This is a genomic window from Streptomyces coelicoflavus, assembly GCF_045041415.1.
In the GTDB taxonomy this organism is placed as follows: Bacteria; Actinomycetota; Actinomycetes; order Streptomycetales; family Streptomycetaceae; genus Streptomyces; species Streptomyces coelicoflavus.
Genome location: NZ_CP108218.1, coordinates 5,011,609 through 5,035,449, shown reverse-complemented (window position 1 = coordinate 5,035,449; position 23,841 = coordinate 5,011,609). Strand labels below are relative to the sequence as shown.

The 23,841-nt window shown below is 72.4% G+C and carries 23 protein-coding genes; 8 read left to right on the top strand and 15 right to left on the bottom strand.

Translation table 11 applies throughout. From position 1 onward, the window contains the following. Positions 1-174 precede the first annotated feature (174 nt). Positions 175-1,671 carry an MFS transporter gene (locus tag OHA99_RS22485; RefSeq protein WP_007450422.1) on the top strand — a complete coding sequence of 499 codons (1,497 nt, stop codon included), beginning with the start codon at positions 175-177 and terminating at the stop codon, positions 1,669-1,671. A 137-nt stretch (positions 1,672-1,808) separates the two neighbouring features. Continuing rightward, a complete protein-coding gene (locus OHA99_RS22480) occupies positions 1,809-2,246 on the top strand; it encodes a VOC family protein (RefSeq protein ID WP_153179532.1) in 438 nt (145 codons plus the stop codon). 75 nt (positions 2,247-2,321) lie between these two features. Here the strand turns inward: OHA99_RS22480 and OHA99_RS22475 are convergent, their stop codons facing one another. The 4 genes from OHA99_RS22475 to OHA99_RS22460 form a co-directional block, all read right to left on the bottom strand. Further along, a complete protein-coding gene (locus OHA99_RS22475) occupies positions 2,322-2,969 on the bottom strand; it encodes a hypothetical protein (RefSeq protein ID WP_405697458.1) in 648 nt (215 codons plus the stop codon). After that, positions 2,966-3,172 (bottom strand): DUF397 domain-containing protein, encoded by a 207-nt coding sequence (locus OHA99_RS22470; protein ID WP_405697455.1) that lies wholly within the window; start codon positions 3,170-3,172, stop codon positions 2,966-2,968. The genes OHA99_RS22475 and OHA99_RS22470 overlap by 4 nt, the downstream gene beginning before the upstream one ends. A 142-nt stretch (positions 3,173-3,314) precedes the next feature. After that, positions 3,315-3,899: an ATP-binding protein gene (locus OHA99_RS22465; protein ID WP_153179526.1), complete on the bottom strand. Its 585-nt coding sequence runs from the start codon at positions 3,897-3,899 to the stop codon at positions 3,315-3,317. Positions 3,900-4,095: 196 nt separating this feature from the next. Next, positions 4,096-4,473, bottom strand: a complete 378-nt coding sequence (locus tag OHA99_RS22460; protein WP_007450416.1) for an STAS domain-containing protein — start codon at positions 4,471-4,473, stop codon at positions 4,096-4,098. A 252-nt stretch (positions 4,474-4,725) separates the two neighbouring features. Between OHA99_RS22460 and OHA99_RS22455 the strand changes: the two genes are divergently transcribed. Next, a complete protein-coding gene (locus tag OHA99_RS22455; protein ID WP_007450423.1) occupies positions 4,726-5,640 on the top strand; it encodes an RNA polymerase sigma factor SigF in 915 nt (304 codons plus the stop codon). Between the two features lie 83 nt (positions 5,641-5,723). Here the strand turns inward: OHA99_RS22455 and OHA99_RS22450 are convergent, their stop codons facing one another. From OHA99_RS22450 to hutU, 5 genes are all read right to left on the bottom strand, one after another. Beyond that, a complete protein-coding gene (locus OHA99_RS22450) occupies positions 5,724-6,056 on the bottom strand; it encodes a hypothetical protein (RefSeq protein ID WP_153179524.1) in 333 nt (110 codons plus the stop codon). Between the two features lie 37 nt (positions 6,057-6,093). Further along, positions 6,094-7,269: an imidazolonepropionase gene (hutI, locus tag OHA99_RS22445; protein ID WP_153179523.1), complete on the bottom strand. Its 1,176-nt coding sequence runs from the start codon at positions 7,267-7,269 to the stop codon at positions 6,094-6,096. 74 nt (positions 7,270-7,343) lie between these two features. After that, positions 7,344-8,693 (bottom strand): formimidoylglutamate deiminase, encoded by a 1,350-nt coding sequence (locus tag OHA99_RS22440; RefSeq protein ID WP_405697451.1) that lies wholly within the window; start codon positions 8,691-8,693, stop codon positions 7,344-7,346. Continuing rightward, positions 8,690-9,907 (bottom strand): allantoate amidohydrolase, encoded by a 1,218-nt coding sequence (locus tag OHA99_RS22435; RefSeq protein ID WP_405697449.1) that lies wholly within the window; start codon positions 9,905-9,907, stop codon positions 8,690-8,692. Before OHA99_RS22435 ends, OHA99_RS22440 begins: the two co-directional genes overlap by 4 nt. Then, positions 9,904-11,628: a urocanate hydratase gene (hutU, locus tag OHA99_RS22430; RefSeq protein ID WP_381502141.1), complete on the bottom strand. Its 1,725-nt coding sequence runs from the start codon at positions 11,626-11,628 to the stop codon at positions 9,904-9,906. The genes OHA99_RS22435 and hutU overlap by 4 nt, the downstream gene beginning before the upstream one ends. 177 nt (positions 11,629-11,805) lie before the next feature. On the opposite strand from hutU, the gene OHA99_RS22425 reads away from it, so the two are divergent. Continuing rightward, entirely contained in the window at positions 11,806-13,179 is a 1,374-nt protein-coding gene (locus OHA99_RS22425; protein WP_153181929.1) for a diaminopimelate decarboxylase, read from the top strand. A 119-nt stretch (positions 13,180-13,298) separates the two neighbouring features. Here the strand turns inward: OHA99_RS22425 and OHA99_RS22420 are convergent, their stop codons facing one another. Both OHA99_RS22420 and OHA99_RS22415 read right to left on the bottom strand, forming a co-directional pair. Next, positions 13,299-13,886 (bottom strand): hypothetical protein, encoded by a 588-nt coding sequence (locus OHA99_RS22420; protein ID WP_164384458.1) that lies wholly within the window; start codon positions 13,884-13,886, stop codon positions 13,299-13,301. A 159-nt stretch (positions 13,887-14,045) separates the two neighbouring features. Then, positions 14,046-14,909, bottom strand: coding sequence for a MurR/RpiR family transcriptional regulator (locus tag OHA99_RS22415; protein WP_153179518.1), 864 nt, complete (start codon positions 14,907-14,909; stop codon positions 14,046-14,048). Positions 14,910-15,071: 162 nt separating this feature from the next. Here OHA99_RS22415 and OHA99_RS22410 point away from each other — a divergent pair, with 162 nt between their 5' ends. Then, complete coding sequence (locus tag OHA99_RS22410) at positions 15,072-15,497, top strand: hypothetical protein (RefSeq protein WP_164386463.1); 426 nt, start codon at positions 15,072-15,074, stop codon at positions 15,495-15,497. A 414-nt stretch (positions 15,498-15,911) separates the two neighbouring features. Here OHA99_RS22410 and OHA99_RS22405 read toward each other — a convergent pair whose 3' ends face one another. Continuing rightward, a complete protein-coding gene (locus OHA99_RS22405) occupies positions 15,912-17,297 on the bottom strand; it encodes a cystathionine beta-synthase (RefSeq protein WP_153179516.1) in 1,386 nt (461 codons plus the stop codon). A gap of 167 nt (positions 17,298-17,464) precedes the next feature. Between OHA99_RS22405 and OHA99_RS22400 the strand changes: the two genes are divergently transcribed. The 3 genes from OHA99_RS22400 (at position 17,465) to OHA99_RS22390 (ending at position 21,038) form a co-directional block, all read left to right on the top strand. After that, on the top strand, positions 17,465-18,487 hold the full coding sequence (locus OHA99_RS22400; RefSeq protein WP_366472086.1) for an SGNH/GDSL hydrolase family protein: 1,023 nt from the start codon (positions 17,465-17,467) through the stop codon (positions 18,485-18,487). A 214-nt stretch (positions 18,488-18,701) separates the two neighbouring features. Next, positions 18,702-19,922, top strand: coding sequence for an acetyl-CoA C-acetyltransferase (locus OHA99_RS22395; RefSeq protein WP_153179514.1), 1,221 nt, complete (start codon positions 18,702-18,704; stop codon positions 19,920-19,922). A gap of 306 nt (positions 19,923-20,228) precedes the next feature. Next, positions 20,229-21,038: a hypothetical protein gene (locus tag OHA99_RS22390; RefSeq protein ID WP_153179513.1), complete on the top strand. Its 810-nt coding sequence runs from the start codon at positions 20,229-20,231 to the stop codon at positions 21,036-21,038. Positions 21,039-21,097: 59 nt separating this feature from the next. On the opposite strand, the gene OHA99_RS22385 is transcribed toward OHA99_RS22390, so the two are convergent. From OHA99_RS22385 to OHA99_RS22375, 3 genes are all read right to left on the bottom strand, one after another. After that, positions 21,098-21,379 carry a hypothetical protein gene (locus OHA99_RS22385; protein ID WP_054103536.1) on the bottom strand — a complete coding sequence of 94 codons (282 nt, stop codon included), beginning with the start codon at positions 21,377-21,379 and terminating at the stop codon, positions 21,098-21,100. Positions 21,380-21,534: 155 nt separating this feature from the next. Beyond that, complete coding sequence (locus tag OHA99_RS22380) at positions 21,535-22,458, bottom strand: Bax inhibitor-1/YccA family protein (protein ID WP_153179512.1); 924 nt, start codon at positions 22,456-22,458, stop codon at positions 21,535-21,537. A 168-nt stretch (positions 22,459-22,626) separates the two neighbouring features. Next, positions 22,627-23,796, bottom strand: a complete 1,170-nt coding sequence (locus OHA99_RS22375) for a 4-hydroxybenzoate 3-monooxygenase (RefSeq protein WP_153179511.1) — start codon at positions 23,794-23,796, stop codon at positions 22,627-22,629. Between the last annotated feature and the right edge of the window lie 45 nt (positions 23,797-23,841).

Here is a 23,841-nt window from a genome sequence, read left to right as displayed (position 1 = left end):
CCGCGTGCAGTGACGCGCACGGAGGCGTGGATCCCGGTGGCCGCCGCCCACCGCTTCGCAATCCGGAGCGGAATCCCCCAGGCGTGGGACGGGCGGGGAAGGCCGCCGGTGCCGGCCGCCCCCCACCGGGCGCGCATCGCCTCATGAGCGCGTCCCGACCAGCAAGGATCGACCATGGCGTCCAGCCTGACGAAGGACTCGGTCACCCCGGGCACCCCCGGCTCCGAGAAGACCTTCTTCGGCCACCCCCGCGGACTGGCCACACTCTTCATGACCGAGATGTGGGAGAGGTTCTCCTACTACGGCATGAGGGCCCTGCTCCCGCTGTACCTCGTCGCCCCGGGTGGCCTCGGCCTGAGCGCCGGCACCGCGACCGCGATCTACTCGGTGTACCTCTCGCTGGTGTACCTGCTCACGATGCCGGGCGGCTGGTTCGGCGACCGCGTCTGGGGCCCGCGCAAGACCGTCGCCATCGCCGGCGGTGTGATCATGCTCGGCCACCTCACGCTGGCGCTGCCGTCCTCCGGCACGTTCTACGCGGGCCTCGGTCTGGTCGCCATCGGCTCGGGTCTGCTGAAGGCCAACATCTCCACGATGGTCGGCCAGCTCTACAGCGGCCCCGACGACCCGCGTCGCGACGGTGGCTTCACCGTCTTCTACATGGGCATCAACCTGGGTGCCTTCGCGGCGCCGCTGACCATCGGCACCATCGGTGAGAACGTCAACTGGCACCTGGGCTTCGCGCTCGCCGCGGTCGGCATGGGCCTGGGCGTGATCCAGTTCCTGATCGGCAGCCGCCACCTGGCCCCGCACTCCAGCACGGTGCCGAAGCCGCTGTCCCTCGAGGAGAAGACCTCGACGCTGCGCAAGGCCGCGTTCTGGGCCGCGCTGGCCGTCGTCTTCTACGCGATCGTCGGCTTCTCCGGCCACTACACCCTGAACTGGATCCTGGTCCCGCTGACCCTGCTCGGCGTGATCGTCCCGGTGCTGGTGCTGACCAACATCAAGCGCGACAAGTCCCTGGACCGCGCCGAGCAGTCCAAGATGTCGGCGTACATCTGGTTCTTCGTCGCCGCGGCCGTGTTCTGGATGATCTACGACCAGGGCGGCTCGACCCTGTCGCTGTTCGCCGACTCCTCGACGGACACCAGTGTCTTCGGCTGGGAGTTCCCGGTCTCCTGGTTCCAGTCGGTCAACCCGGTCATCATCATGGCCCTGGCCCCGGTCTTCGCCACGGTGTGGCTGGCGCTCAACCGCCGCGGCAAGGAACCGAGCACGGTCGTCAAGTTCTCCTTCGGCCTGGTCCTGGTCGGCGCGTCCTTCTTCCTCTTCCTGGCCCCGCTGGGCATCGCGGAGGGCGGCCACAAGGCGGCGGCCCTGTGGCTGGTGGCGATCTACTTCGTCCAGACCTGCGGTGAGCTGATGCTCTCCCCGGTCGGCCTGTCGGTGACGACGAAGATGGCGCCGGTGAAGTACGCCTCGCAGATGATGGGCGTCTGGTTCCTGGCCGTCACCGCCGGTGACGCGACGACCGGCCTGCTCTCCATCGCCGGCGTCGACCTCAACAAGACGGGGATCGTCGCCGCGGAGGCCACCCTCGCGGTGGTCGCGGGTGTCGCGATCTGGATGTACCGCAAGCGCGTCAAGGAACTCATGGGCGACGTGCGCTGAGCCCTGCGGGCACGCCCGCTTCCTCTCGGAGGGTCACCTCATCCGGCGGATGGGGTGACCCTCCGGGCGTTGGGGCGCGTGGTCGGCGCGCGGGGGGGGGACAGTCCGTTCCCCCGACCGGGAAGGGCTCACGGCTCATGGCGACCAAGTGGAGCTTGACGATCGACTGCGCGCACCCGGCGACCCTGGCGGCGTTCTGGGCACTGGCGCTGGGCTACGCGGAGAAGCCCGCGCCCTCGGGGTTCGAGAGCTGGGAGGAGTGGTTCGCCCACCACGACGTTCCGGAGGACGAGTGGGACGACGGGGCCTACCTGTCGGATCCGGACGGCGTGGGCCCCGCCCTGTCCTTCCTGAAGGTGCCGGAGCCGAAGGTGGCGAAGAACCGGCTGCACCTCGACGTGCAGGTCGGTGGCGGCCGTGAGACACCGTGGGAGGTGCGCCGGCCGCGCGTGGTCGAGGCGGTGGAGCGGCTGACCGCCGCGGGCGCGACCGTCGTCCGCGAGGAGGGGTTGCGGGGCAGACCGGACCACGTGGTGATGGCGGACCCGGAGGGCAACGAGTTCTGTCTGCTCTGACGGGGCCGAGCAGCCCGTCACGGTGGCGAGGGCCGGTCTCCGGACTCGAAGTGACGTCGTCTCAGCAGCGGCCCGTCAGCACTGCCACAGGAACGAGCCCTTCTCGCACGGCGCGCATGCGAAGGCGTATCCGCAGCCGCCTCCACCGAAGTTCATCGCCGTCCCGTGGTCGCGTCCCTCCTCGAGCTGGGCCATGAAGCTCATCGGCCGCGCGCACGACGGACAAGCCGGCGTCTCGTCGTGCTGCAGCCACGACGGAGTACCGCCCAGCTGGCCGAGGACGTCCCGCAAGGGACGGCCGTAAGCCTCCGACCACATGTCGCGCGCCTCGTGGTAGGGACCCGCGTCCCGCGCCGTGCAGTCGATGCCGCAGGTCTCTGCCAGCCGGGTCTCGTCTCCTGCCGGCACCGGGGCGGGCGTGAGTCCGGCGCGAGGGAACAACAGTGCCCGGTTGCCACCCGCGGCCGGGTCCCACTCGTCGCACAGCCCGGGGTCGTTCTGGCACATGAAGACCGACAGGACGCGCTCGGCAACCGCAGCCGCCTCGGCCCCCCGGGCGCCGGGGACGTTCACCAGCAGCTGCGCGAGGAACTGCATCGGTCCCGAGCACTCCGCGCACTGCGGCCAGGTGAACCCGGCCGGCACCAGCGGCACGCCGCCGGTGCGTGTCACCGGCGCCAGGTCGTCGACCGGGCCGGCATACGTCATCAGGGTGGTCGTCACGGTCGAGAACCCCGGCTCCGTCCGTGGGCATCCCCCGCGGCGTACACGGCGAAGCGCGTCCACGTGGCGGGACGGGGGGCGAGTCGGGGCCCGTTCGGGTTCTCGGAACCCCGGACGAGGATCGTCGCCGGGGTGGCGGCCGTCTCGAGACAGTTCGAACCGCCGGGACTGCGAGTGGACTTGTGCCAGGTGAGGGGCTGCACGTCGTTCCCTTTCAGAGGCTCTGGGCGAGGTGTGCGATGAATGTGCGCGAGGCGACGACGTGCTCCCGCGCGGCGCCGGGAAGCTGCTCCGGTTCGACGTGCGCGGGTGGCGCGGGGCACGCAGCCCGGGGGCGGCAACCCCTTACGCCGGAGCGCCCAGCTCCGCCCACACCCGCTTGCCCGCGACACCCGGCGTCCGTACGACGCCCCAGTCCAGGCAGAGTCGCTGCACGATGAACATCCCGTGGCCGCCGGGGCGTCCCGCGCGGTGCGGGGTGCGCGGCGCAGGCTGGCCCGTGCCGCGGTCGGAGACCTCCAGCCGGATCACCTTCTTCTCGCAGGTGATCCGCAGCTCGTCCGGGCCCTCCGCATGGAGACACGCGTTGGTGACCAGCTCGGACACCACGAGCAGGACGTCCTCCGCGGCGGCACGCTGGTCCGCGGTGGCGGAGGGCAGCCAGCCCCAGGCATACAGTGCCTCGCGGGTGAAGTCACGGGCCAGCGGGACGACCCCGCTCGCGTCCTCGAAGCTCAGCCTGCGGGCCTGCCGCCCGCCGCCCCCCGGCGCGGACGCCGTTCCAGGCGCCCCGGGCACCGCGGGGGCCGAGGGAACCGCGGAAGCCCCGGGAACCCCCGAAGAAGGCACCGGCGCGGACGCGGACGCCCCGGAAGCGCCGCCGGGCTCCGGACCGCGGTCGCCCGGCGAGTAGGGCCGGGTGGTGCTCATCAGCGCTTCACCTCACCGATTCACCGGTTCACGTTTCAAAGTCGTAGTCAGCAATGTCGTACACAGCCGGTTCAGGGTCTCTCCTGCCCGACCGGACCGTACGAACACCCCTGTATTCGGCACTGAACCCGGCGCGGCGCGAAAACGCCCGCCCCGGGAAGCACACGCACCCCTCCGTCGGCCGGACAAGGACGGCTCAGTCGGACTCGTCGGCCAGGGCGGCCGCAAGCGTGTCGTGCAGGGTGAAGACCGCTTCGGCCCCCGTGATCTCGAACACGCGGGCGACCACCGGCTGCATGGCCACCAGATGCACTCCGCCCCCCGCCGCCTCCGCCTTCAACCGCGCGCCCAGCAGGACGTTGAGCCCCGTGGAGTCGCAGAACTCCAGCCGCGAGCAGTCCACGACGAGCCGGTTGAATCCCTTGGCGAGACAGTCCTCCAGCGGCTCGCGCAACAGATCGGCGGTGTGGTGATCCAGCTCACCCGCCGGGGTCACGACGGCACTGGGGCCCTCTTCCCGTACCTCGACCAGAAGCCGGCCCGACTGGGCACTGCCGACCGTCCCGCGGTCCATGCCGTTTCTCTCTCCCGAGGTCGTGACTGCTTGCTGACGCACTCGAACACTACGCCTTCCCACCGCACTCCGACACCCGAACAACCGCACACAAACGGACATACCCGCACAGAACACACTTGCGGTCGGCTCGGTAAACCCGGTAGGGCTAGTAAGACACGTAAACCGACACGGCCGGCTTTGGAGGCGCCGCACACCGCAGTGCACGAATTTGGCTTCGGCAGCCGTATGCCGAGAACGATGGAGGACATCATGTCACCCCGGCTCGACGGATCGCGTACCCAAGAAGCGACGTCGACACTCCCTCCGGAACATCTGGATCCCATCGAGCACCATGACGCGGTCGTCGACCACGACGGCGCACTCGCCGGGCTTCCGGACATCCCCGCGTACGACGAGGTCGCTCCGGCGGACGCCAGGGCCCTGTCCAAGACCCTCTTCGAGCGCCTGGAGTCGCTGGAGGAAGGCACCCACGAGTACGCGTACGTACGCAACACGCTCGTCGAGCTGAACCTCGCGCTGGTCAAGTTCGCCGCCTCCCGCTTCCGCTCGCGCAGCGAGCCGATGGAGGACATCATCCAGGTCGGCACCATCGGCCTGATCAAGGCGATCGACCGCTTCGAGATGTCGCGCGGTGTGGAGTTCCCCACGTTCGCGATGCCGACCATCATCGGCGAGATCAAGCGCTTCTTCCGCGACACCTCGTGGTCCGTGCGCGTGCCCCGTCGCCTCCAGGAGCTGCGGCTGGACCTGGCGAAGGCCGGCGACGAGCTGGCCCAGCGCCTCGACCGCGCCCCCACGGTCTCCGAGCTGGCCGAGCACCTCGGGCTGTCCAAGGACGAGGTCGTCGAGGGCATGGCGGCGTCCAACGCCTACACCGCCTCCTCGCTGGACGCCCAGCCGGAGGAGGACGACGCGGAGGGCGCGCTCGCCGACCGCATCGGCTACGAGGACCACGGGCTCGAGGGCATCGAGTACGTCGAGTCGCTGAAGCCGCTGATCGCCGAGCTGCCCTCGCGGGACCGGAAGATCCTCTCCCTCCGCTTCGTCGCGGGCATGACCCAGTCGGAGATCGGCGAGGAGCTGGGCATTTCCCAGATGCACGTCTCGCGACTGCTGTCGCGCACACTCGTACGGCTGCGCAAGGGGCTCACGGTCGAGGAGTAGTCCTCAGTCCCGACCGTGTGACGCTTGCCCTCCAGGGGGGTGGTCCGAGATCGGGCCGCCCCCCTTCGGGTTGCCGCCGCCCCTCACGAGGAGTTGGCGATCAGCACGGCCGTCGGCAGGAGCGGCACCAGGACGCACAGCAGCCAGAACGAGCGCGGGGCGAGGGCGGTCCTGCGCCGCAGGGGTTCGTTGGCCAGCCACCAGATGAGCCCGAACAGCGCGACCACCGGGACGACGATCACCAGCCAGAGCGCCATCCCGTCGTTCTCCGTCGGGTTGCGCATGGGCCCGCCGTACTCGGCCAGCGGCCCGTTCGCCAGCACGTACCAGACGAGCCAGATCGGCACCACCGCCGGTACACCGAGCAGCAGGTTCACCAGGAACGGCGCTCCCCATGCCCGCCAGTGCCACGCCATCCGCCCCGTCCCCCCGCTCCCACCGACGCTCGTACGCTCACACCTTACGTACGCCCCGCCGCCACACGCCCGCGACCAGCGGCACCCCCGGCCGGTAGGCCAGGTGGACGTGGCTCGGGGCGTCGAGCAGCGTCAGGTCGGCGTACGCGCCCGGGACGAGGCGGCCGACGTCGTCGCGGCGCAGGGCGGCCGCGCCGCCCGCGGTGGCCGACCAGACCGCCTCGTCCGGCGTCATCCCCATGTCCCGCACCGCGAGCGCGATGCAGAAGGGCACGGAGGACGTGAAGGACGAGCCGGGGTTGCAGTCGGTGGAGAGGGCCACCGTGGCACCCGCGTCGACGAGGCGCCGGGCGTCCGGCCACTGGGCGCGGGTGGAGAACTCCGCGCCGGGCAGCAGGGTCGCGACCGTACGGCTGTTCGCGAGGGCGTCCACGTCGGCGTCGGTGAGGTGGGTGCAGTGGTCGGCGCTGGCGGCGTCGAGTTCGACGGCGAGCTGGACGCCGGGGCCGTAGGAGAGCTGGTTGGCGTGGATGCGGGGGTGCAGTCCCTTGGCCTTGCCCGCGGTGAGGATCGCGCGGGCCTGGTCGCCGTCGAAGGCGCCCTTCTCGCAGAACACGTCGATCCAGCGGGCGTGCGGGGCGCACGCGTCGAGCATCTCGCCGGTGACCAGGTCGACGTAGGCGGCGGGGTCGTCGGCGAGTTCGGGGGCGACGATGTGGGCGCCGAGGAAGGTGACCTCGTCGGTGTGGCGGGCGGCGACGCGCAGGGCGCGGGACTCGTCGGCGGTGGTCAGGCCGTAGCCGGACTTGGTCTCGAAGGTCGTGGTGCCCTGGCTCAGGGCCTCGGCGAGGTAGCGGGTGAGGGACGCCTCCAGTTCCGCGTCGCTCGCGGCGCGGGTGGCGGCGACGGTGGTGCGGATGCCGCCCGCGCTGTAGGGGCGGCCGGACATGCGGGCGTTGAACTCCTCGGTGCGGTCACCCGCGAAGAGCAGGTGGGAGTGGGAGTCCACGAAGCCGGGGAGGGCCGCCCGGCCCTCGGCGTCGACCCGGTTGTCAGTGGCGGGTGCTTTGCTTGATTCACCGGTCCACACGACGCGGTCGCCCTCGATGACGACGGCCGCGTCCCGGACCAGACCGAGCGGGGAGTGGTCGCCGAGGGAGGGGTCGTTGGTGACGAGTGCGGCGATGTTGGTGATGACGGTGCTGCTGCTCATGGGGTCCCTGGTGTCCTCGTGGGGGCGGGGGCTGGGGCTGGGGCGTGGGCCCGTCCGTGGGCGGGGTCCGGCGGTCAGGCGCGCAGGGCTTCGACGGCCCGCGCGAGGGCCTGCGGCACGTCCGGTACGAGGGTGTGCGCCCCGTCGCGTACGACGTGCCGCCCTCCCACGACCGTGTGCCGTACGTCCGCTGCCGTCGCGGCGAATACGGCCGTCTCGGCGCCGAGCCTGGGCAGCGGCCCCGCAGTCCTGACCGAGTCCAGCGCGACGGTCGCGAGGTCGGCGCGGGCGCCGGCCTCGATGCGGCCGGTGTCGTCCCAGCCGAGGGCGGCGTGGCCGTCGGTGGTGGCGGCGCGCAGCAGCGCCGCGGCGGTCCAGTGGCCCCGGCTGCGGGTGCGCAGGCGCTCGTTCAGCTCCATCGCTCGGGCCTCTTCCAGCAGGTCGACGACGGCGTGGCTGTCCGAGCCGAGGGAGAGCGGGGAGCCGGCCCGCTGGAGCGCGGCGGCGGGACCGATGCCGTCGGCCAGGTCCCGTTCCGTGGTGGGGCACATGCAGGTGCCGGTGCGGCTCCCGCCGAGCAGCGCGACGTCCTCGTCGGTGAGGTGGGTGTTGTGGACGCCGGTGGTGCGGGCGCCCAGCACCCCGTGGTCGGCGAGGAGCCGGGTGGGCGTGCAGCCGTGGGCCTGTCGGCAGGCGTCGTTCTCGGCGGTCTGCTCGGACAGGTGCACATGCAGCGGGGCCCGCCGTGCCTCGGCCCACTGCGCCACGGTCGCCAGCTGGTCCGCGGGCACGGCCCGTACGGAGTGGATCGCGGCCCCGATCCGTGCGTGATCCCGTTCCTTGAGAACTGAACAGCGTTCGGCCCAGGCGTCCGCCGTGCCGTCGGAGAAGCGGCGCTGGTGGGTGTTCGGGGGTTCGCCGAAGCCGGAGGACAGGTAGCAGGTGTCGAGGAGGGTGATGCGGACCCCGGCTTCGGCGGCGGCCTCGATCAGCGCTTCGCCCATCGCGTTGGGGTCGGCGTAGGGGGTGCCACCGGGGGCGTGGTGGACGTAGTGGAACTCGCCGACCGTGGTGATGCCGGCCAGCGCCATCTCGGCGTACACGGCGCGGGCGAGGGCGTGGTAGGTGTCCGGGGTCAGCCGGTCGGCGACGGAGTACATGACCTCGCGCCAGGTCCAGAAGGTCCCGGAGCCGACCTGGACGGTGCCGCGCAGGGCGCGGTGGAAGGCGTGCGAGTGCGCGTTCGCCAGCCCCGACAGGGTCAGTCCGCGCAGGATCTCGGCGCCGGGCGGCGGGGTGGCGACGCCCTGGTGGACGGCGGTGATGCGGCCGTCGTCCACGTCGACGGCGACGTCCGGCTCGACGTGGGTGCCGAGCCACGCGTGCTCCAGCCAGTACGTCCGGGTCCGCTCGGTGGAGGTCACGTGCAGGCCAGCCCTTTCAGTACGTCGGTGAGTGCGGTCACCCCGGCCACGCAGTCGTCCTCGGCGGCGTACTCGGCCGGGGAGTGCGAGACGCCGGTGGGGTTGCGCACGAACAGCATGGCGGTCGGGATGCGGTCGGAGAGGATTCCGGCGTCGTGTCCGGCACCGGTGCCGAGGACGGGGGCCCTCAGTTCCCTCTCCGTGCCCAGAATGCGCCCGAGTTCGTCGCGCAGGGCGTGGTCGAAGTCGACGACGGGCGTGAAGGACTCGCGCACGACGTCGAGGTCCACGCCGTGGGCGGCGGCGTAGTCGCGGGCGGCCTTCTCCACGCCGGTGACGACGGTGTCCAGGCTCGCCTGGTCGGCGGCGCGGGAGTCGAGCCAGCCGCGCACCAGGGAGGGGATGGCGTTGACGCCGTTGGGCTCCACGCCGATCTTGCCGAAGGTGGCGACGGCACCGGCGAGTTCGGCCTCGCGGCGGGCGGCGAGGACGGTCTCCGCGTACGGCAGCATCGGGTCGTGCCGGTCGGCGAGGCGGGTGGTGCCGGCGTGATTGGCCTCGCCCCGGAAGTCGAACCGCCAGCGTCCGTGCGGCCAGATGGCGGAGGCGATGCCGATGCGGTCGCCGGACAGGTCGAGGGCGCGGCCCTGCTCGACGTGGAGTTCCACAAAGGCGCCGATGCGGGCCAGCCGTTCGGGGTCGGGGCCCAGGGTGCCCGGGTCGTACCCGGCGGACTCCATGGCCTGCGGCAGCGTGACGCCGTCGCCGTCGGTGAGGCGGTGGGCCTGCTCGACGGTGAGCGCTCCCGAGGTGAGCCGGGAGCCGACGCAGGCGAGGCCGAAGCGGGCGCCCTCCTCGTCGCCGAAGTTGACGATGCCGAGCGGCCTGGTGAACCGCGTTCCCCGCCCGCGCAGTTCGTCCAGGGCGGCGAAGGCGGAGACCACGCCGAGGGGGCCGTCGAAGGCGCCGCCGTCGGGCACGGAGTCCAGATGGGAGCCGGTGACCACGGCGTTCCCGGCGGCGGGGTCGCCGAGCCAGGCCCACTGGTTGCCGTTGCGGTCGGTCTCGTAGGTCAGGCCGCGTGCCTCGGCCTGCTCCTGGAACCAGGTCCGGCAGTCGGCGTCGGCGCCGGTCCAGGCGTAGCGGCGGTAGCCGCCGGAGGCGGAGCTGCGGCCGACCGGCAGCAGCTCCGCCCACATGCTGTGGAAGCTCACGCGCCGTCACCCTCGCGCGTCGCGTCGCCCTCGCGCGTCCTGCTTCCCTCGCGCGTCCCGTTTCCCTCGCGCATGGGCACCCGCACGTCCCGCTCCGCGGCGACGGACTCGGCGATGTCGTACCCGGCGTCGACGTGCCGGATGACGCCCATGCCGGGGTCGTTGGTGAGCACCCGGCGGATCTTCTCCCCGGCGAGCGGGGTGCCGTCGGCGACGGTGACCTGCCCGGCGTGGATGGAGCGGCCCATGCCGACGCCGCCGCCGTGGTGGAGGGAGACCCAGGAGGCACCGGAGGCCACGTTGACCATGGCGTTGAGCAGCGGCCAGTCGGCGATGGCGTCGGAGCCGTCGAGCATGGCCTCGGTCTCGCGGTACGGGGAGGCGACGGAGCCGCAGTCGAGGTGGTCGCGGCCGATGACGATGGGGGCGGCCAGCTCGCCGCTCGCGACCATGTCGTTGAACCGCTCACCTGCCTTGTCGCGCTCGCCGTAGCCGAGCCAGCAGATCCGGGCGGGCAGGCCCTGGAAGTGGACGCGCTCCCCCGCCATCTTGATCCAGCGGGCCAGGGACTCGTTCTCCGGGAAGAGGTCGAGGATCGCCTTGTCGGTCTTGGCGATGTCGGCGGGGTCGCCGGACAGGGCGGCCCAGCGGAAGGGTCCCTTGCCCTCGCAGAACAGCGGGCGGATGTACGCCGGTACGAAGCCCGGGAAGGCGAACGCCCGGTCGTACCCGGCGAGCTGGGCCTCGCCGCGGATGGAGTTGCCGTAGTCGAAGACCTCGGCACCGGCGTCCTGGAAGCCGACCATGGCCTCGACGTGCCGGGCCATGGACTCGCGGGCCCGGGTGGTGAAGCCGGCCGGGTCCTTGGCGGCGGCGTCGGCCATGTCCTCGAAGGCGATGCCGGTGGGGAGGTAGGCCAGCGGGTCGTGGGCCGAGGTCTGGTCGGTGACGATGTCGATCGGGGCGCCCATGGCGAGGAGCTGTGGGACCAGCTCGGCGGCGTTGCCGAGGACGCCGATGGACAGCGGCTTGCGCCGGTCGCGGGCCTCGGTGGCCAGCTGGAGGGCGTGGTCGAGGGAGTCGGCCTTGACGTCGAGGTAGCGGTGCTCGATGCGGCGGTCGATGGCGCGCGGGTCGCAGTCGACGCAGATCACGACGCCGTCGTTCATGGTGACGGCCAGCGGCTGGGCGCCGCCCATGCCCCCCAGACCCGCGGTGAGGGTGATGGTCCCGGCCAGGGTGCCGCCGAACTTCTTCGCGGCGACGGCGGCGAAGGTCTCGTAGGTGCCCTGGAGGATGCCCTGGGTGCCGATGTAGATCCAGGAGCCGGCCGTCATCTGCCCGTACATGGTCAGGCCCAGGGCCTCCAGACGGCGGAACTCCTCCCAGTTGGCCCAGTCGCCGACCAGGTTGGAGTTGGCGATGAGGACGCGCGGGGCCCACTCGTGGGTCTGCATGACGCCGACGGGGCGGCCGGACTGGACGAGCATCGTCTCGTCCTGCTTGAGGGTGCCCAGGGTGCGGACCATGGCGTCGAAGGAACGCCAGTCCCGCGCCGCCTTCCCCGTGCCCCCGTAGACGACGAGCTTGTCGGGGTGCTCGGCGACCTCGGGGTCGAGGTTGTTCTGCAGCATCCGCAGGGCGGCCTCCTGCTGCCAGCCCAGGGCGGTCGGCGTCGTCCCGCGTGGCGCGCGGACAGGGCGGGGTCCGGGTCCGGACATGGTCTGCCTCCTGGGGGATCGTCCCGGCGGATGTTGCTACGGATATTCATATCCTCGCCTCGTGAATAGAACTAGTCAACAGGGTCGTGCCCCGCGCGGCGCGCGTGCGAGGGTGGGGAGGGACGTGTCAGGGCAGGCAGCGACGGTACGGAGGCTGGCGTGAGCGAGGGCACGGGCATGAGCGGCGACACCGGCGCGGAGCGGGCGGTGCGGCGGGACCGGGCGGTGCGGGCGGCCGTGGAGCAGGGGCTCCTCGACCCCGGCACACCGATCGTCGGTCTGCTGGACGTCACCGGGATACGGGAGTCGGCCGCGGCCCTGCGGTCGGCGTTCGAGGCGGTGACGGCGCCGGGGACACCCGTGCTGCACGCCTTCGCGGTGAAGGCGTCCCCGCTGGTCCCGGTGCTGCGGTTGCTGCACGAGGCGGGCATCGGCGCCGAGGTCGCGAGCCCGGGCGAGCTGGCCCTGGCTCGGGCGGCCGGGGTGCCGGCCGGGCGGACGGTGCTGGACTCGCCCGCCAAGACGCCGGACGAGCTGCGCGAGGCCCTGTCCCTGGGCATCGCTCTCAACGCGGACAACCCGCAGGAGCTGGAGCGCCTCGACGCCCTGGTGACCGGGGGGACCAGCGCCTCCCCGCTCGGCATCCGGGTGAACCCGCAGGTCGGCGGCGGCTCCATCGAGGCGCTGTCGACGGCGACGGCGACCTCGAAGTTCGGCGTGGCCCTGCGCGACGAGGGGGCGCGCGAGTGGGTGGTGCGGGCGTATCTGGACCGTCCGTGGCTGACCCGGCTGCACGCGCACTCCGGCTCCCAGGGCGTCCCGCTGGCCCTGATGGCCGAGGGGGTGCGGGAGACGTACGCGCTCGCCGAGGAGATCAACGAGCGGGCGGGCCGCAGACAGGTCGACACGCTCGACATCGGCGGCGGTCTCCCGGTGAACTTCGCGTCGGAGGAGACGACACCGACGTACGCCGAGTACGCGCGCGTGCTGAGCGGGACGGTGCCGGGGCTGTTCGACGGGCGGTACGGGCTGGTCACCGAGTTCGGGCGGTCGCTGCTGGCCAAGCACGGCACGGTCGTGGCCCGCGTGGAGTACGCAAAGAGCGCCGGTGGGCGGCCGGTCGCGGTGACGCACGCGGGCGTGCAGGTCGCGACGCGGACGGTGTACGCGCCGGGGGCGTGGCCGCTGCGGATCGCCGCGTACGACGGCAAGGGTCTGCCGAAGGCGGGGCCCGACGTGGTGCAGGACGTGGCCGGTCCGGCGTGCTTCGCGGGCGACCTGCTGGCCGTGGGCCGGTCGATGCCGCTGCTCGAACAGGGGGACTACGCGGCGGCGCTGGACACAGGGGCGTACTACTTCGCGCACCACTACGCGTACAACTCGCTGGCGCGGCCCGCGGTGTACGGGTTCGCCGGGGACGGGGTCGGGGACGTCTCCTTCGCCCCGGTGCGCAGGGCGCAGACGGTCGAGGAGATCGTGGCCGAGGCGGGAGGGGAGTACGGCGGCTCTTTGACCGGAGAGCCTCGCCGTAGGGGTGCGGCTGGTTCGTAACGCGCGCGTGCGTGGTGGCTGGTCGCGCCCACGCGGCGGAGCCGCACCATGTCACAGCCCCGCGGCCCTGGTGGGCGGGGCGCTGCGCACCGCCCACCACCCCCTGGCCGGCCCCCTGGTCAGACCACCGCCGCCGTCTTCCGCCTCGCCCCGCCCGGTGCCGCGTCGCCCGCCGCGATGCCCGTGCTGCGGTAGCCCTTGACGGCCTTGCCCGCGGGGCGGCCGGTGTTGCCGGCGAGCCAGTCCACGCGCACCCACAGCAGGGCCTCGCCGGACTGTTCGCGGCGGCCGATCCAGGCGGACTTGAGCCACAGCCCGGCGCCGCTTCCCGCCAGCAGCAGCCCGCCCGCGGCGGGGACGGCGAAGGCGCTGCCGAGCGCGGCGAGGAAGGCGAGGAGCAGCCACCAGCGGTGCCCCCGGCGCCAGTTGCGTACGGTCACGCCGCGGTCCTGGAGCACGTCGTGCTTGCCCGCGCGGGCGGCCGAACCGGCCAGGGCGGTGTAGCGCCGCCGGCGGACCCACGCCACGACGGCCGTGGCGACGATGAAGAGCGCGGCCCCGGCCATGACCCCGATCCGGCGTCCGGTGAGTCCCGGCACCAGCACCCCGATGCCGGCCGCGAAAACGCCCAGCCACCACAGTGGTGCGGCGCCCGCCCGTACGACGACGGCGACCCGAGCCAGCCCCACCTGTCCTCCGCGCGCCACGTCCTGCCTCCTGTCCCGTTCCTGCCCGTGCGTTGCGTCTGAAGGGTGTGTCAGGCGCCGCACTGTAGCGGGGCAAGCTGAGACGAATCTGAGAACCCGTCCGCCGTAAGGGTCACTCCACACCGGGACGGACCCACGCCGGGGCGGGCCCCCACGGCGTCAGTCCACGAAGAGTCCCCGTGCCGCGGCCTTGGCGTCGAACTCCTCCAGCCGGGCCTGCGCGTCCGGCAGGTCGTCGCACATCGCCTCGAGCAGCACCCGGCCGAGCAGCATCGGCGCGCAGGCGGTGTCGAAGGCGAGGCCGGTGCCGACGGCGGCGGGCAGCAGCAGGTCGGACACCTTGGCGACCGGCGCGAAGGCGGAGTCGGCGACGGTCACGACCGTGAGCCCGGCCTCCTTGGCGTGGGCGAGCGCCTCGACGACCTCGCGCGGGTGCCGGGGCAGGGCGAAGCAGAGCAGCGTGCGCGCCCCGGCCCGGACGGCCGCGTCGATGCGGTCGTGGAGCATCGTGCCGCCCTCGCCGAGCAGCCGGACGTCCGGATGGACCTTGGCGGCGAAGTAGGCGAAGCCGTGCGCCTGGGCGGCGGCGGCCCGCAGTCCGAGCACCGGCAGCGGCCGGCTCCCGGCGAGCAGACGGCCCGCCTCCCGCACCGGCGCCGGGTCGGCCAGCACTTCCGCGAGGTGCCGCAGGTTCTCGATCTCGGCGGCCACGGCCTGCTGGTACTCGTTGACGGCCCCGGTGTCCGCGACCGGTTCCGCGGGGGTGACCTCGCGCAGATGGCGGCGCAGCGCCGGGTAGCCGTCGAAGCCGAGGGCGACGGCGAAGCGGGTCACGGACGGCTGGCTGACCCCCGCCAGCTCGGCCAGCTCCACGCTCGAGAGGAAGGGCACGTCCGAGGCGCGGCGCACCATGCTGTGCGCGATGCGCCGCTGGGTCGGCGTCAGCCGGTGCCCCTCGAACAGCGCCTGCAGCCGCGCGGCCGGGCTGTCGGTCCCGCCCGTGCCGCCGGTCCCGTTCGTCATGTGGCCCCCTCGACCTATTCACGCACCCCGAATCCTGCATACCGTTATACAGCGGGGTGGCGCGGTACCGCCGACCCGTACCGGCCGGCCCCCGCCGGAAAACGGGGGTTGTCCCCAGTGCCGAAGCCGGCCGGGCTGCCTACCGTGGGGTCCATGACGGGAATGGACGCACGCGACGCCGACCTCAAGAAGGATCTCGACGCCACCCTGCGGACCCGCAGGGAGCTCGGCGAGGAGTACGAGTCCGCGCTGGTCGACTCGTTCCTGGAGAAGGTCGACCAGCGCATCGACGGGGCGGTGGAGCGCCGGGTGCGCCGGCAGCTCGCCGAACAGCAGATGACGACGGCCCGGGACAGCCGGTCGCCGAAGCCCACGGACACCTTCGGCGAGCGCTTCGGTTTCGGCATCGTCTCGCTGGTGCTGGCGATCCCGCTGTCCGCGATCGGCGGCGGTGTGGCGCACCTGCCGGGAATGCTGGTCGCCTGGGCCGGCATCGTCGGGGTCAACGTCGTCCAGGTCGCCCGCACCAACCCGGACCTGTTCGGGCGCCGCCGCCGCAGGGACAGGGGCGACGCCTGGGAGGACTGAGCCCCGGGAGAGGACCGCGCGGGGACCGCCGCACCCCCAGCGCTGGGGGGCGGGACGACGGCGGTCCCCGCGGGGGACGCGCGGTGCCGGGCCTCACGGCCGGGGCGGCGCGTCCGTGGCGTCCTTGGAGGTCCGGGAGCCGCTCCGGAAGGTCCGTGACGCCGTTCGGCGCCGGCGCGACCGGGGAGCCTCCCCCGTGCTCAACGCCTGGGAGGTGTCCCCGCCGGTTCCCGCCGACACCCCGTACTCTGCCGGTCCCGTGTTAAGCGACTGCTGCGCCCACGTGACATGCGCGTACCACTTCCGCGAAGTCCGCGAAGATCATCGCGCCGACCGCGCCGTTCCCCGCTCGCCCTGCTCGCTCTCCTGCCCTACGCGCCCTGCATGCCTTACTTTCCCTATTTGCCTACTTGCCTACTTGCCCTTGGCGAGGAAGGACAGCAGGTCCTGCCGGCTCACCACGCCGGTCGGCTTGCCCTCGACGAGGACGATCGCCGCGTCGGCGCCGCCGAGCACCGACATCAGGTCCGCGACCGGCTCGCCGGAGCCGACCTGGGGCAGCGGGGCGGACATGTGCTTCTCCAGCGGGTCCTCCAGCGAGGCGCGCTTGGCGAACAGCGCGTCCAGCAGCTCGCGCTCCACGACCGAGCCGACGACCTCGGCGGCCATCACGTCCGGGTGACCGGCGCCGGGCTTGACGATCGGCATCTGCGAGACGCCGTACTCGCGCAGCACCTCGATGGCCTCGCCGACGGTCTCGTCCGGGTGCATGTGGACGAGGGAGGGGATGTGGCCGCCCTCCTTGTGGTTCAGGACCTCGGCGACGCGGGCGCTGGGGCCGGTGTCCTCGAGGAAGCCGTAGTCGGCCATCCACTCGTCGTTGAAGATCTTGCTGAGGTAGCCGCGCCCGCTGTCCGGCAGCAGGACGACCACCACGTCGTCCTCGCCGAGCCGCGCCGCCACCTCGAGGGCCGCGACGACCGCCATGCCGCAGGAGCCGCCCACCAGCAGGCCCTCCTCCTTGGCGAGGCGGCGCGTCATCTGGAAGGAGTCCTTGTCCGAGACGGCGACGATCTCGTCCGCGACCTCGCGGTCGTACGCCGTCGGCCAGAAGTCCTCGCCGACGCCCTCGACCAGGTACGGGCGTCCGGAGCCGCCGGAGTAGACGGAACCCTCGGGGTCGGCGCCGATCACCTTCACCGCGCCGTCACTGGCGTCCTTCAGGTACCGGCCGGTGCCGGAGATGGTGCCGCCGGTGCCGACGCCGGTGACGAAGTGGGTGATCTTCCCCTCGGTCTGCTCCCACAGCTCGGGGCCCGTGGAGTGGTAGTGGGAGAGGGGGTTGTTCGGGTTGGAGTACTGGTCCGGCTTCCAGGCGCCCGGCGTCTCGCGGACCAGCCGGTCGGAGACGTTGTAGTAGGAGTCGGGGTGCTCGGGGTCGACCGCGGTCGGGCAGACGACGACCTCGGCGCCGTACGCGCGCAGCACGTTGATCTTGTCGGTGGACACCTTGTCGGGGCAGACGAAGATGCACTTGTAGCCCTTCTGCTGGGCCACGATGGCGAGGCCCACGCCCGTGTTGCCGCTGGTCGGCTCGACGATCGTGCCGCCCGGCTGCAACTCTCCGCTCTTCTCCGCGGCCTCGATCATGCGCAGGGCGATGCGGTCCTTCACCGAGCCGCCGGGGTTGAAGTACTCCACCTTGGCCAGGACGGTCGCCCTGATCCCCTTGGTCACGCTGTTGAGCCGCACCAGCGGGGTGTTGCCGACGAGGCTGATCATCGAGTCGTGGAATTGCACCGTGGTCTCCGGATGCCGCAAATGAGGGGTCGATATCGGTTCCGCCAGCCTATGGCCTGCCGACCCGGGCATGCCCCGTGACGGTCGTTCACCCTGCGTTGAGATTGGGCGACCGTCCGTACGGGGCAAGGAGTGGGTGTACGGGTTTCGGGAGGTGGCGGCGACGTATGACGAGTATGTCGAGGGCGAGGGTGGCCCGGCGCATCGCGGCCGGCGCCGCGTACGGCGGCGGCGGCATCGGGCTGGCCGGTGCGGCGGCGGTCGGCCTGGTGGTGGCGGAGGTGCAGCTGGCCAGGCGCCGGGTGGGCGTGGGCCCGCCGACCCGGGTGCCGAACGCGCAGGGACTGTACGGCGGCACCCTGCCCACGGCCGGTGAGCCGCCGCTGCGGCTGATGATGCTGGGCGACTCCACGGCCGCCGGGCAGGGCGTCCACCGGGCCGGGCAGACGCCGGGCGCGCTGCTGGCGTCGGGGCTCGCGGCGGTGGCGGAACGGCCGGTGCGGCTGGGGTCGGTCGCGCTGCCGGGGGCGTGCTCGGACGACCTGGACCGGCAGGTGACGCTGGCACTCGCGGATCCGGACCGGGTCCCGGACATCTGCGTGATCATGATCGGCGCCAACGACGTCACCCACCGCATGCCGGCCACCCGCTCGGTGCGGCACCTGTCCGGGGCGGTGCGGCGGCTGCGCACGGCCGGGGCGGAGGTGGTGGTCGGCACCTGTCCGGACCTGGGCACGATCGAGCGGGTGCGGCAGCCGCTGCGCTGGCTGGCCCGGCGGGCGTCGCGGCAGCTGGCGGCGGCGCAGACCATCGGCGCGGTCGAGCAGGGCGGGCGCACGGTGTCGCTGGGCGACCTGCTGGGCCCGGAGTTCGCGCAGAACCCGCGGGAGCTGTTCGGGCCGGACAACTACCACCCGTCCGCGGAGGGGTACGCCACGGCGGCGATGGCGGTACTGCCGTCGGTGTGCGCCGCGCTCGGCCTGTGGCCGGCCGAGGAGGAGCACCCGGACGCGCTGCGCCGCGAGGGCTTCCTGCCGGTGGCGCGTGCGGCGGCGGAGGCGGCGTCGGAGGCGGGTACGGAGGTCGCTGCCGCGATGCCCACGGGGCCGCGGGGGGCTTGGGCGCTGCTGAAGCGCCGACGGAGGCGGAGGGTGTCGGAGGCGGAGCCTTCCAGCCCGTCCGGCGTTTGAGGACGAGGCCGTCCAGGCCGATGGGGGTCTGGGGGCGCAAGCCCCCAGGTACGCCCGCCACAGCACCCGGCACGGGAACGCCGCCCAACCGCCGGAGGCAAAAGCAAGCGCTTAGACAGTTGCGGTCCATGTCACACGGCCGTACGCGTGACCCGGACCATACGGCCGGGTAACTTCCCCAGCAGCCGCCCATCTTCTCGTCACTGGAGCCGTGATGCCCGAAGCCGTGATCGTCTCTGCCGCCCGTTCCCCCATCGGCCGCGCCTTCAAGGGCTCCCTGAAGGACCTGCGTCCCGACGACCTGGCCGCCACGATCATCCAGGCGGCCCTCGCGAAGGTCCCCGAGCTGGACCCGCGGGACATCGACGACCTGATGCTCGGCTGCGGTCTGCCCGGCGGCGAGCAGGGCAACAACCTCGGCCGGATCGTCGCCGTCGAGATGGGCATGGACCACCTGCCGGGCTGCACGATCACCCGGTACTGCTCCTCGTCCCTGCAGACCTCCCGGATGGCCCTGCACGCCATCAAGGCCGGTGAGGGCGACGTCTTCATCTCGGCCGGCGTCGAGATGGTCTCCCGGTTCGCCAAGGGCAACTCCGACAGCCTCCCGGACACCCGCAACCCGCTGTTCGCCGAGGCCGAGGCCCGCACCGCCGAGGTCGCCCAGCAGGAGGGCACCACCTGGCACGACCCGCGCGAGGACGGCCTCGTCCCCGACCCGTACATCGCGATGGGCCAGACCGCCGAGAACCTCGCCCGCGCCAAGGGCATCACCCGGCAGGAGATGGACGAGTTCGGCGTCCGGTCGCAGAACCTCGCCGAGGAGGCCATCAAGAACGGCTTCTGGGAGCGCGAGATCACCCCGGTGACGCTGCCCGACGGCACGGTCGTCAGCAAGGACGACGGCCCCCGCGCCGGCGTCACCCTGGAGGGCGTCCAGGGCCTCAAGCCGGTCTTCCGCCCCGACGGCCTGGTCACCGCCGGCAACTGCTGCCCGCTCAACGACGGCGCCGCCGCCCTGGTGATCATGAGCGACACCAAGGCCCGCGAGCTGGGCCTGACCCCGCTCGCCCGCATCGTCTCCACCGGCGTCTCCGGCCTCTCCCCCGAGATCATGGGCCTGGGCCCGGTCGAGGCGAGCAAGCAGGCCCTCTCCCGCGCCGGACTGAGCGTCGGCGACATCGACCTGGTCGAGATCAACGAGGCGTTCGCCGCGCAGGTCATCCCCTCCTACCGCGACCTCGGCATCCCGCTGGAGAAGCTGAACGTCAACGGCGGCGCCATCGCCGTCGGCCACCCCTTCGGCATGACCGGCGCCCGCATCACCGGCACGCTGATCAACTCCCTCCGGACGCACGACAAGCAGTTCGGTCTGGAGACCATGTGCGTCGGCGGCGGCCAGGGCATGGCCATGGTGATCGAACGCCTCAGCTGACCCCGCCGGGGGCCGTCACCGAAGGGCGCTGAGGGACCGTCAGTAGCGCCTGGTGGACCCAGCGTGACAGTACGGCCCGGGACCCTGCCGACCGCAGGGTTCTGGGCCGTTTTGTGACCCAAACTCCCCCAGGATGTGACCTACCTCTCCCGCACCCTTGATTTACGCAGGTCAGACCAGCACCACCCCCACCGTCCGGGCCCAAAGTCCTGTCCGTTTCGTGACGTTACGCACTGACAGACGGTTAGTCCTCCCTTCAAGCTGATGTAGGAAGTCGGGGGTCGACTTTGAACCGGGAGTACGTCAGTGAGCGCCATGCCGATCGCCCTGCTGCTCACCACGGCCGCCACCGGCGCCGTGGGCGTCGCCGTCCTGCGCAGCATCCTGGTGCTGCGCCGCCAGGTGACCGCCTTGCGCACCGAGCTGGCCGAGAGCCGGGCCAACGCCGCGCGGGGCCGGGTGCCCGCCGCCCGCACCACCGCCGACGCCGAGGAGATACGCGCCGCCGTCGCGGAGGCGCTCGCCGAGGAGCGCGAGCGTGAACTCGCCGAGGCGCGGGCCTTCTGGGCCGCCCAGGAGACCCGGGACGCCTCCGACGCGCCCCTGCTGCTCGGCCTGTCCGACAGCGAGCTGTTCCTGCCCCGTCAGGCCGACCTCGTGGGTCTGGAGCCCGTGACCGAGCCGGCCGCGGACACCGACGAGCCGTCCGGCCAGGACGCGGGCCACTCGGGCCCGAGGGAGTCCGCGGAGCTGGCCGCCGCCCGCCGCAGGCACCCCTCGCACCCGGACTTCGTGCCGAACCCGTCGCCGGCCGTGAACGACCACGACCGCACCGTGGCGACCCTGGAGGAGCTGGCCGAGTCGAGCGTCGCGCTGGCGGACGTCCGCCCGGGGCCGCTGGGCACCCTCGACGTGTACGTCTTCGCCGACGGCACCACCCTGTGCATGACCCCGGGCCACCGCGAGACCGCGGAGCGCCTGGCCGCCGCGCTCGGCGCGGGCCAGACCCCGTACCTCCTCGGCGGCTCCGGGATCTCCGGCGCCTACACGCTGACCTTCGCCTGCGGCGAGGAGAACGTGTACATCCTGGCGGACCGCGTCATAGCGTCCCTGTAGTCACAGCAGCCGCACCAGTCGCCCCGGGTACGCCGGTCGCGCCGGGTACGCCGGTCGCCTCAGACCCCGGCCCGTTTGCGGGCCTCCTCCACCAGCGCCGCCGCCTCCTCCACCTGGTCCTCGTGCTCCAGTACGAGGGCCAAGTCGTGTGCGGCCACGGCGATCTGGTCGGCGGCGGCGAACATGCCCGCGTCCGGCATCTCGCGGGGCTCGGTCCCGGGTTCCTCCACGAGCTGGGCGCGCCGGGCCAACTCCCTGGCCAGCTCCAGCGCCTCGGCGGCGGCGCCGCGCTGCAACCTGCTCTGCGGGGCGGCCCGCAGCCGGTCGGCGAAGTCGTCCACGGCACGGGTCAAAGGCGTCGTATCAACCACGGCGCGAGCGTACGCGGCCGTGCGGGACTGTTGCCAACGGACGAACGCCCATGACGACGAAGGGCCCCGGGCACGAAGCCCGGGGCCCTTCGTCTGCGCGGTCGTAGCAGCCGTACCAGCCGTTGCTAGTCGTTGCTGTTCAGGATCGCGATGAGACGCAGGAACTCGAGGTAGATCCAGACCAGCGTCAGCGTGAGGCCGAAGGCGGCGAACCAGGCCTCCTCGCGCGGGGCGCCGTAGGCCAGCCCGTCCTCGACCTGCTTGAAGTCGAGGGCCAGGAAGCAGGCGCCGAGGATGATGCCGACGATGCCGAAGACGACACCGAGCGCGCCGCTGCGGAAGCCGAGACCGTCGCCGCCGCCGAAGACGGCGAACAGCAGGTTCACCATCATCAGGAAGACGAAGCCGAGCGCGGCGGCCATCACGAAGCCGTAGAAGCGCCGGTTGACCCGGATCCAGCCCGCCTTGTAGGCGATCAGCACACCGGCGAAGACCGCCATCGTGCCGATCACGGCCTGCATGGCCGCGCCGTCCGCGATGCGGTTGTCGACGACGCTGGAGACGACGCCGAGGAAGACACCCTCGAACGCCGCGTAGGACAGGATCAGCGCCGGCGTCGGCTTGCGCTTGAAGGACTGGACGAGCGCCAGGACCATGCCGATCACGGCGGCGCCGATGCCGATGCCGTAGGAGCGGCTGATGTTGGCGTCGTCCACCGGCAGCAGCGCCCAGGCGAGCGCGGCCGTCACCACGAGCACGCCGAGCGTGCTCGCCGTGCGGATGACGACGTCGTCCATCGTCATCCGGCCGGTGGTGGCGGGCGCCTGCGGCGGCGCGCCGAACTGCTGGTCCGGCTGGGCGTACGGGTTCTGCGCGTACGGGTTGCCGGCGGGCGGCTGGGCGTACGGGTTGCCCTGGGTGCCCTGCGCGTACGGGTTGGCCTGCGTGGCGACGGCGGGTCCCCCGGCCTGCGGCGCGGCGTTGAAGCCCGCGTAGCCGTTGTCGCGGCTGAACCCCCGTCGCGAGAAGACCGGGTTTCTGCTCCTCATTTCACTCCTCCATGGCCACACGGCGCAGCCTTGGCTCAAGAGTAATAGAACGGCAAAGGAATGACCCTACTGCTTGGGGAGGATCTTTCCCTTGCCTTGCGACACGACACGCTACGCCGATCAGTGATTCCCCTCACGGCCGGGGGTGCCCGGACTGCCGGGCACCGCTCACCCGATCGGGAACCCGGTGTAGGCCTCGGCGAGGTCGGTCTCGGCGGCGCGGGAGGAGGTGATCCGGTCGAGGCGGGCCAGCTGGAGCCGGTCCTCGAAGGGCGTGGCGTCCGGGGCGGTGTGCAGCAGGGTCGTCATGTCGTACGAGAACCGCTCGGCCTGCCAGACGCGGCGCAGACAGGTCGCGGAGTAGGCGTCGAGCAGGTCGTCGGAGCCGGTCGCGGTGCGGTGGGCCAGCGCCCGCGCGAAGGTCACCACGTCCCCGACAGCGAGGTTGAGGCCCTTGGCTCCGGTGGGCGGCACGATGTGCGCGGCGTCGCCGGCCAGGAACAGGCGGCCGTGCCGCATGGGCTCGTGGACGTAGGAGCGCATCGGGGTGACCGACTTCTGGGTGATCGGCCCCCGGCGCAGGGTCCAGTCGTCGTCCGTCTCGAAGCGGCGCTCCAGCTCGCCCCAGATCCGCTCGTCGCTCCAGTCGTCGGCGTCCGTGTCCGCGGGGACCTGGAGGTAGAGGCGGGAGACGGACGGGGAGCGCATGGACAGCAGGGCGAAGCCCCGCTCGTGCCGGGCGTAGACCAGCTCGTCGTGCGAGGGGGCGACGTCGGCGAGGATGCCGAGCCAGGAGAAGGGGTACGTCCGCTCGAAGGTGCGCCCGTCCGGGACCGCGGCCCGGGCGACGCCCCAGAAGCCGTCGCAGCCGACGACGTAGTCGCACTCCAGCACGTCCTCGACGCCCTCGCGGCGGAAGCGGACGCGCGGCCGGTCCGTGCCGGCGCCCTCCACCGCCAGCGCCTCGGTCTCGAACAGCAGCGGGCCGCCCTCCTTGACCTGGAGGGCGATGAGGTCCTTGCAGACCTCGGTCTGGGCGTAGACCATGACGGACCTGCCGCCGGTGAGCGCGGGGAAGTCGACGCGGTGGCGGCGGCGGTCGAAGCGCAGCTCGATGCCGTCGTGGCGCAGCCCCTCCCGGTCCATCCGCTCCCCGGCCCCGGCCTCGCGCAGCACGTCCACCGTGCCCTGCTCCAGGATCCCGGCGCGCTGCCTGCGCTCGACGTAGGCACGGTCGCGGCTCTCCAGGACGACCGAGTCGATCCCGGCGTTGTGCAGCAGCCGGGCCAGCAGGAGCCCGGCGGGGCCTGCCCCGATGATGCCGACGGTGGTGCGCATCGGTCGTTCCCTTCGATCGGCGTCGTTGCCTTGCTCGAGTCAGCA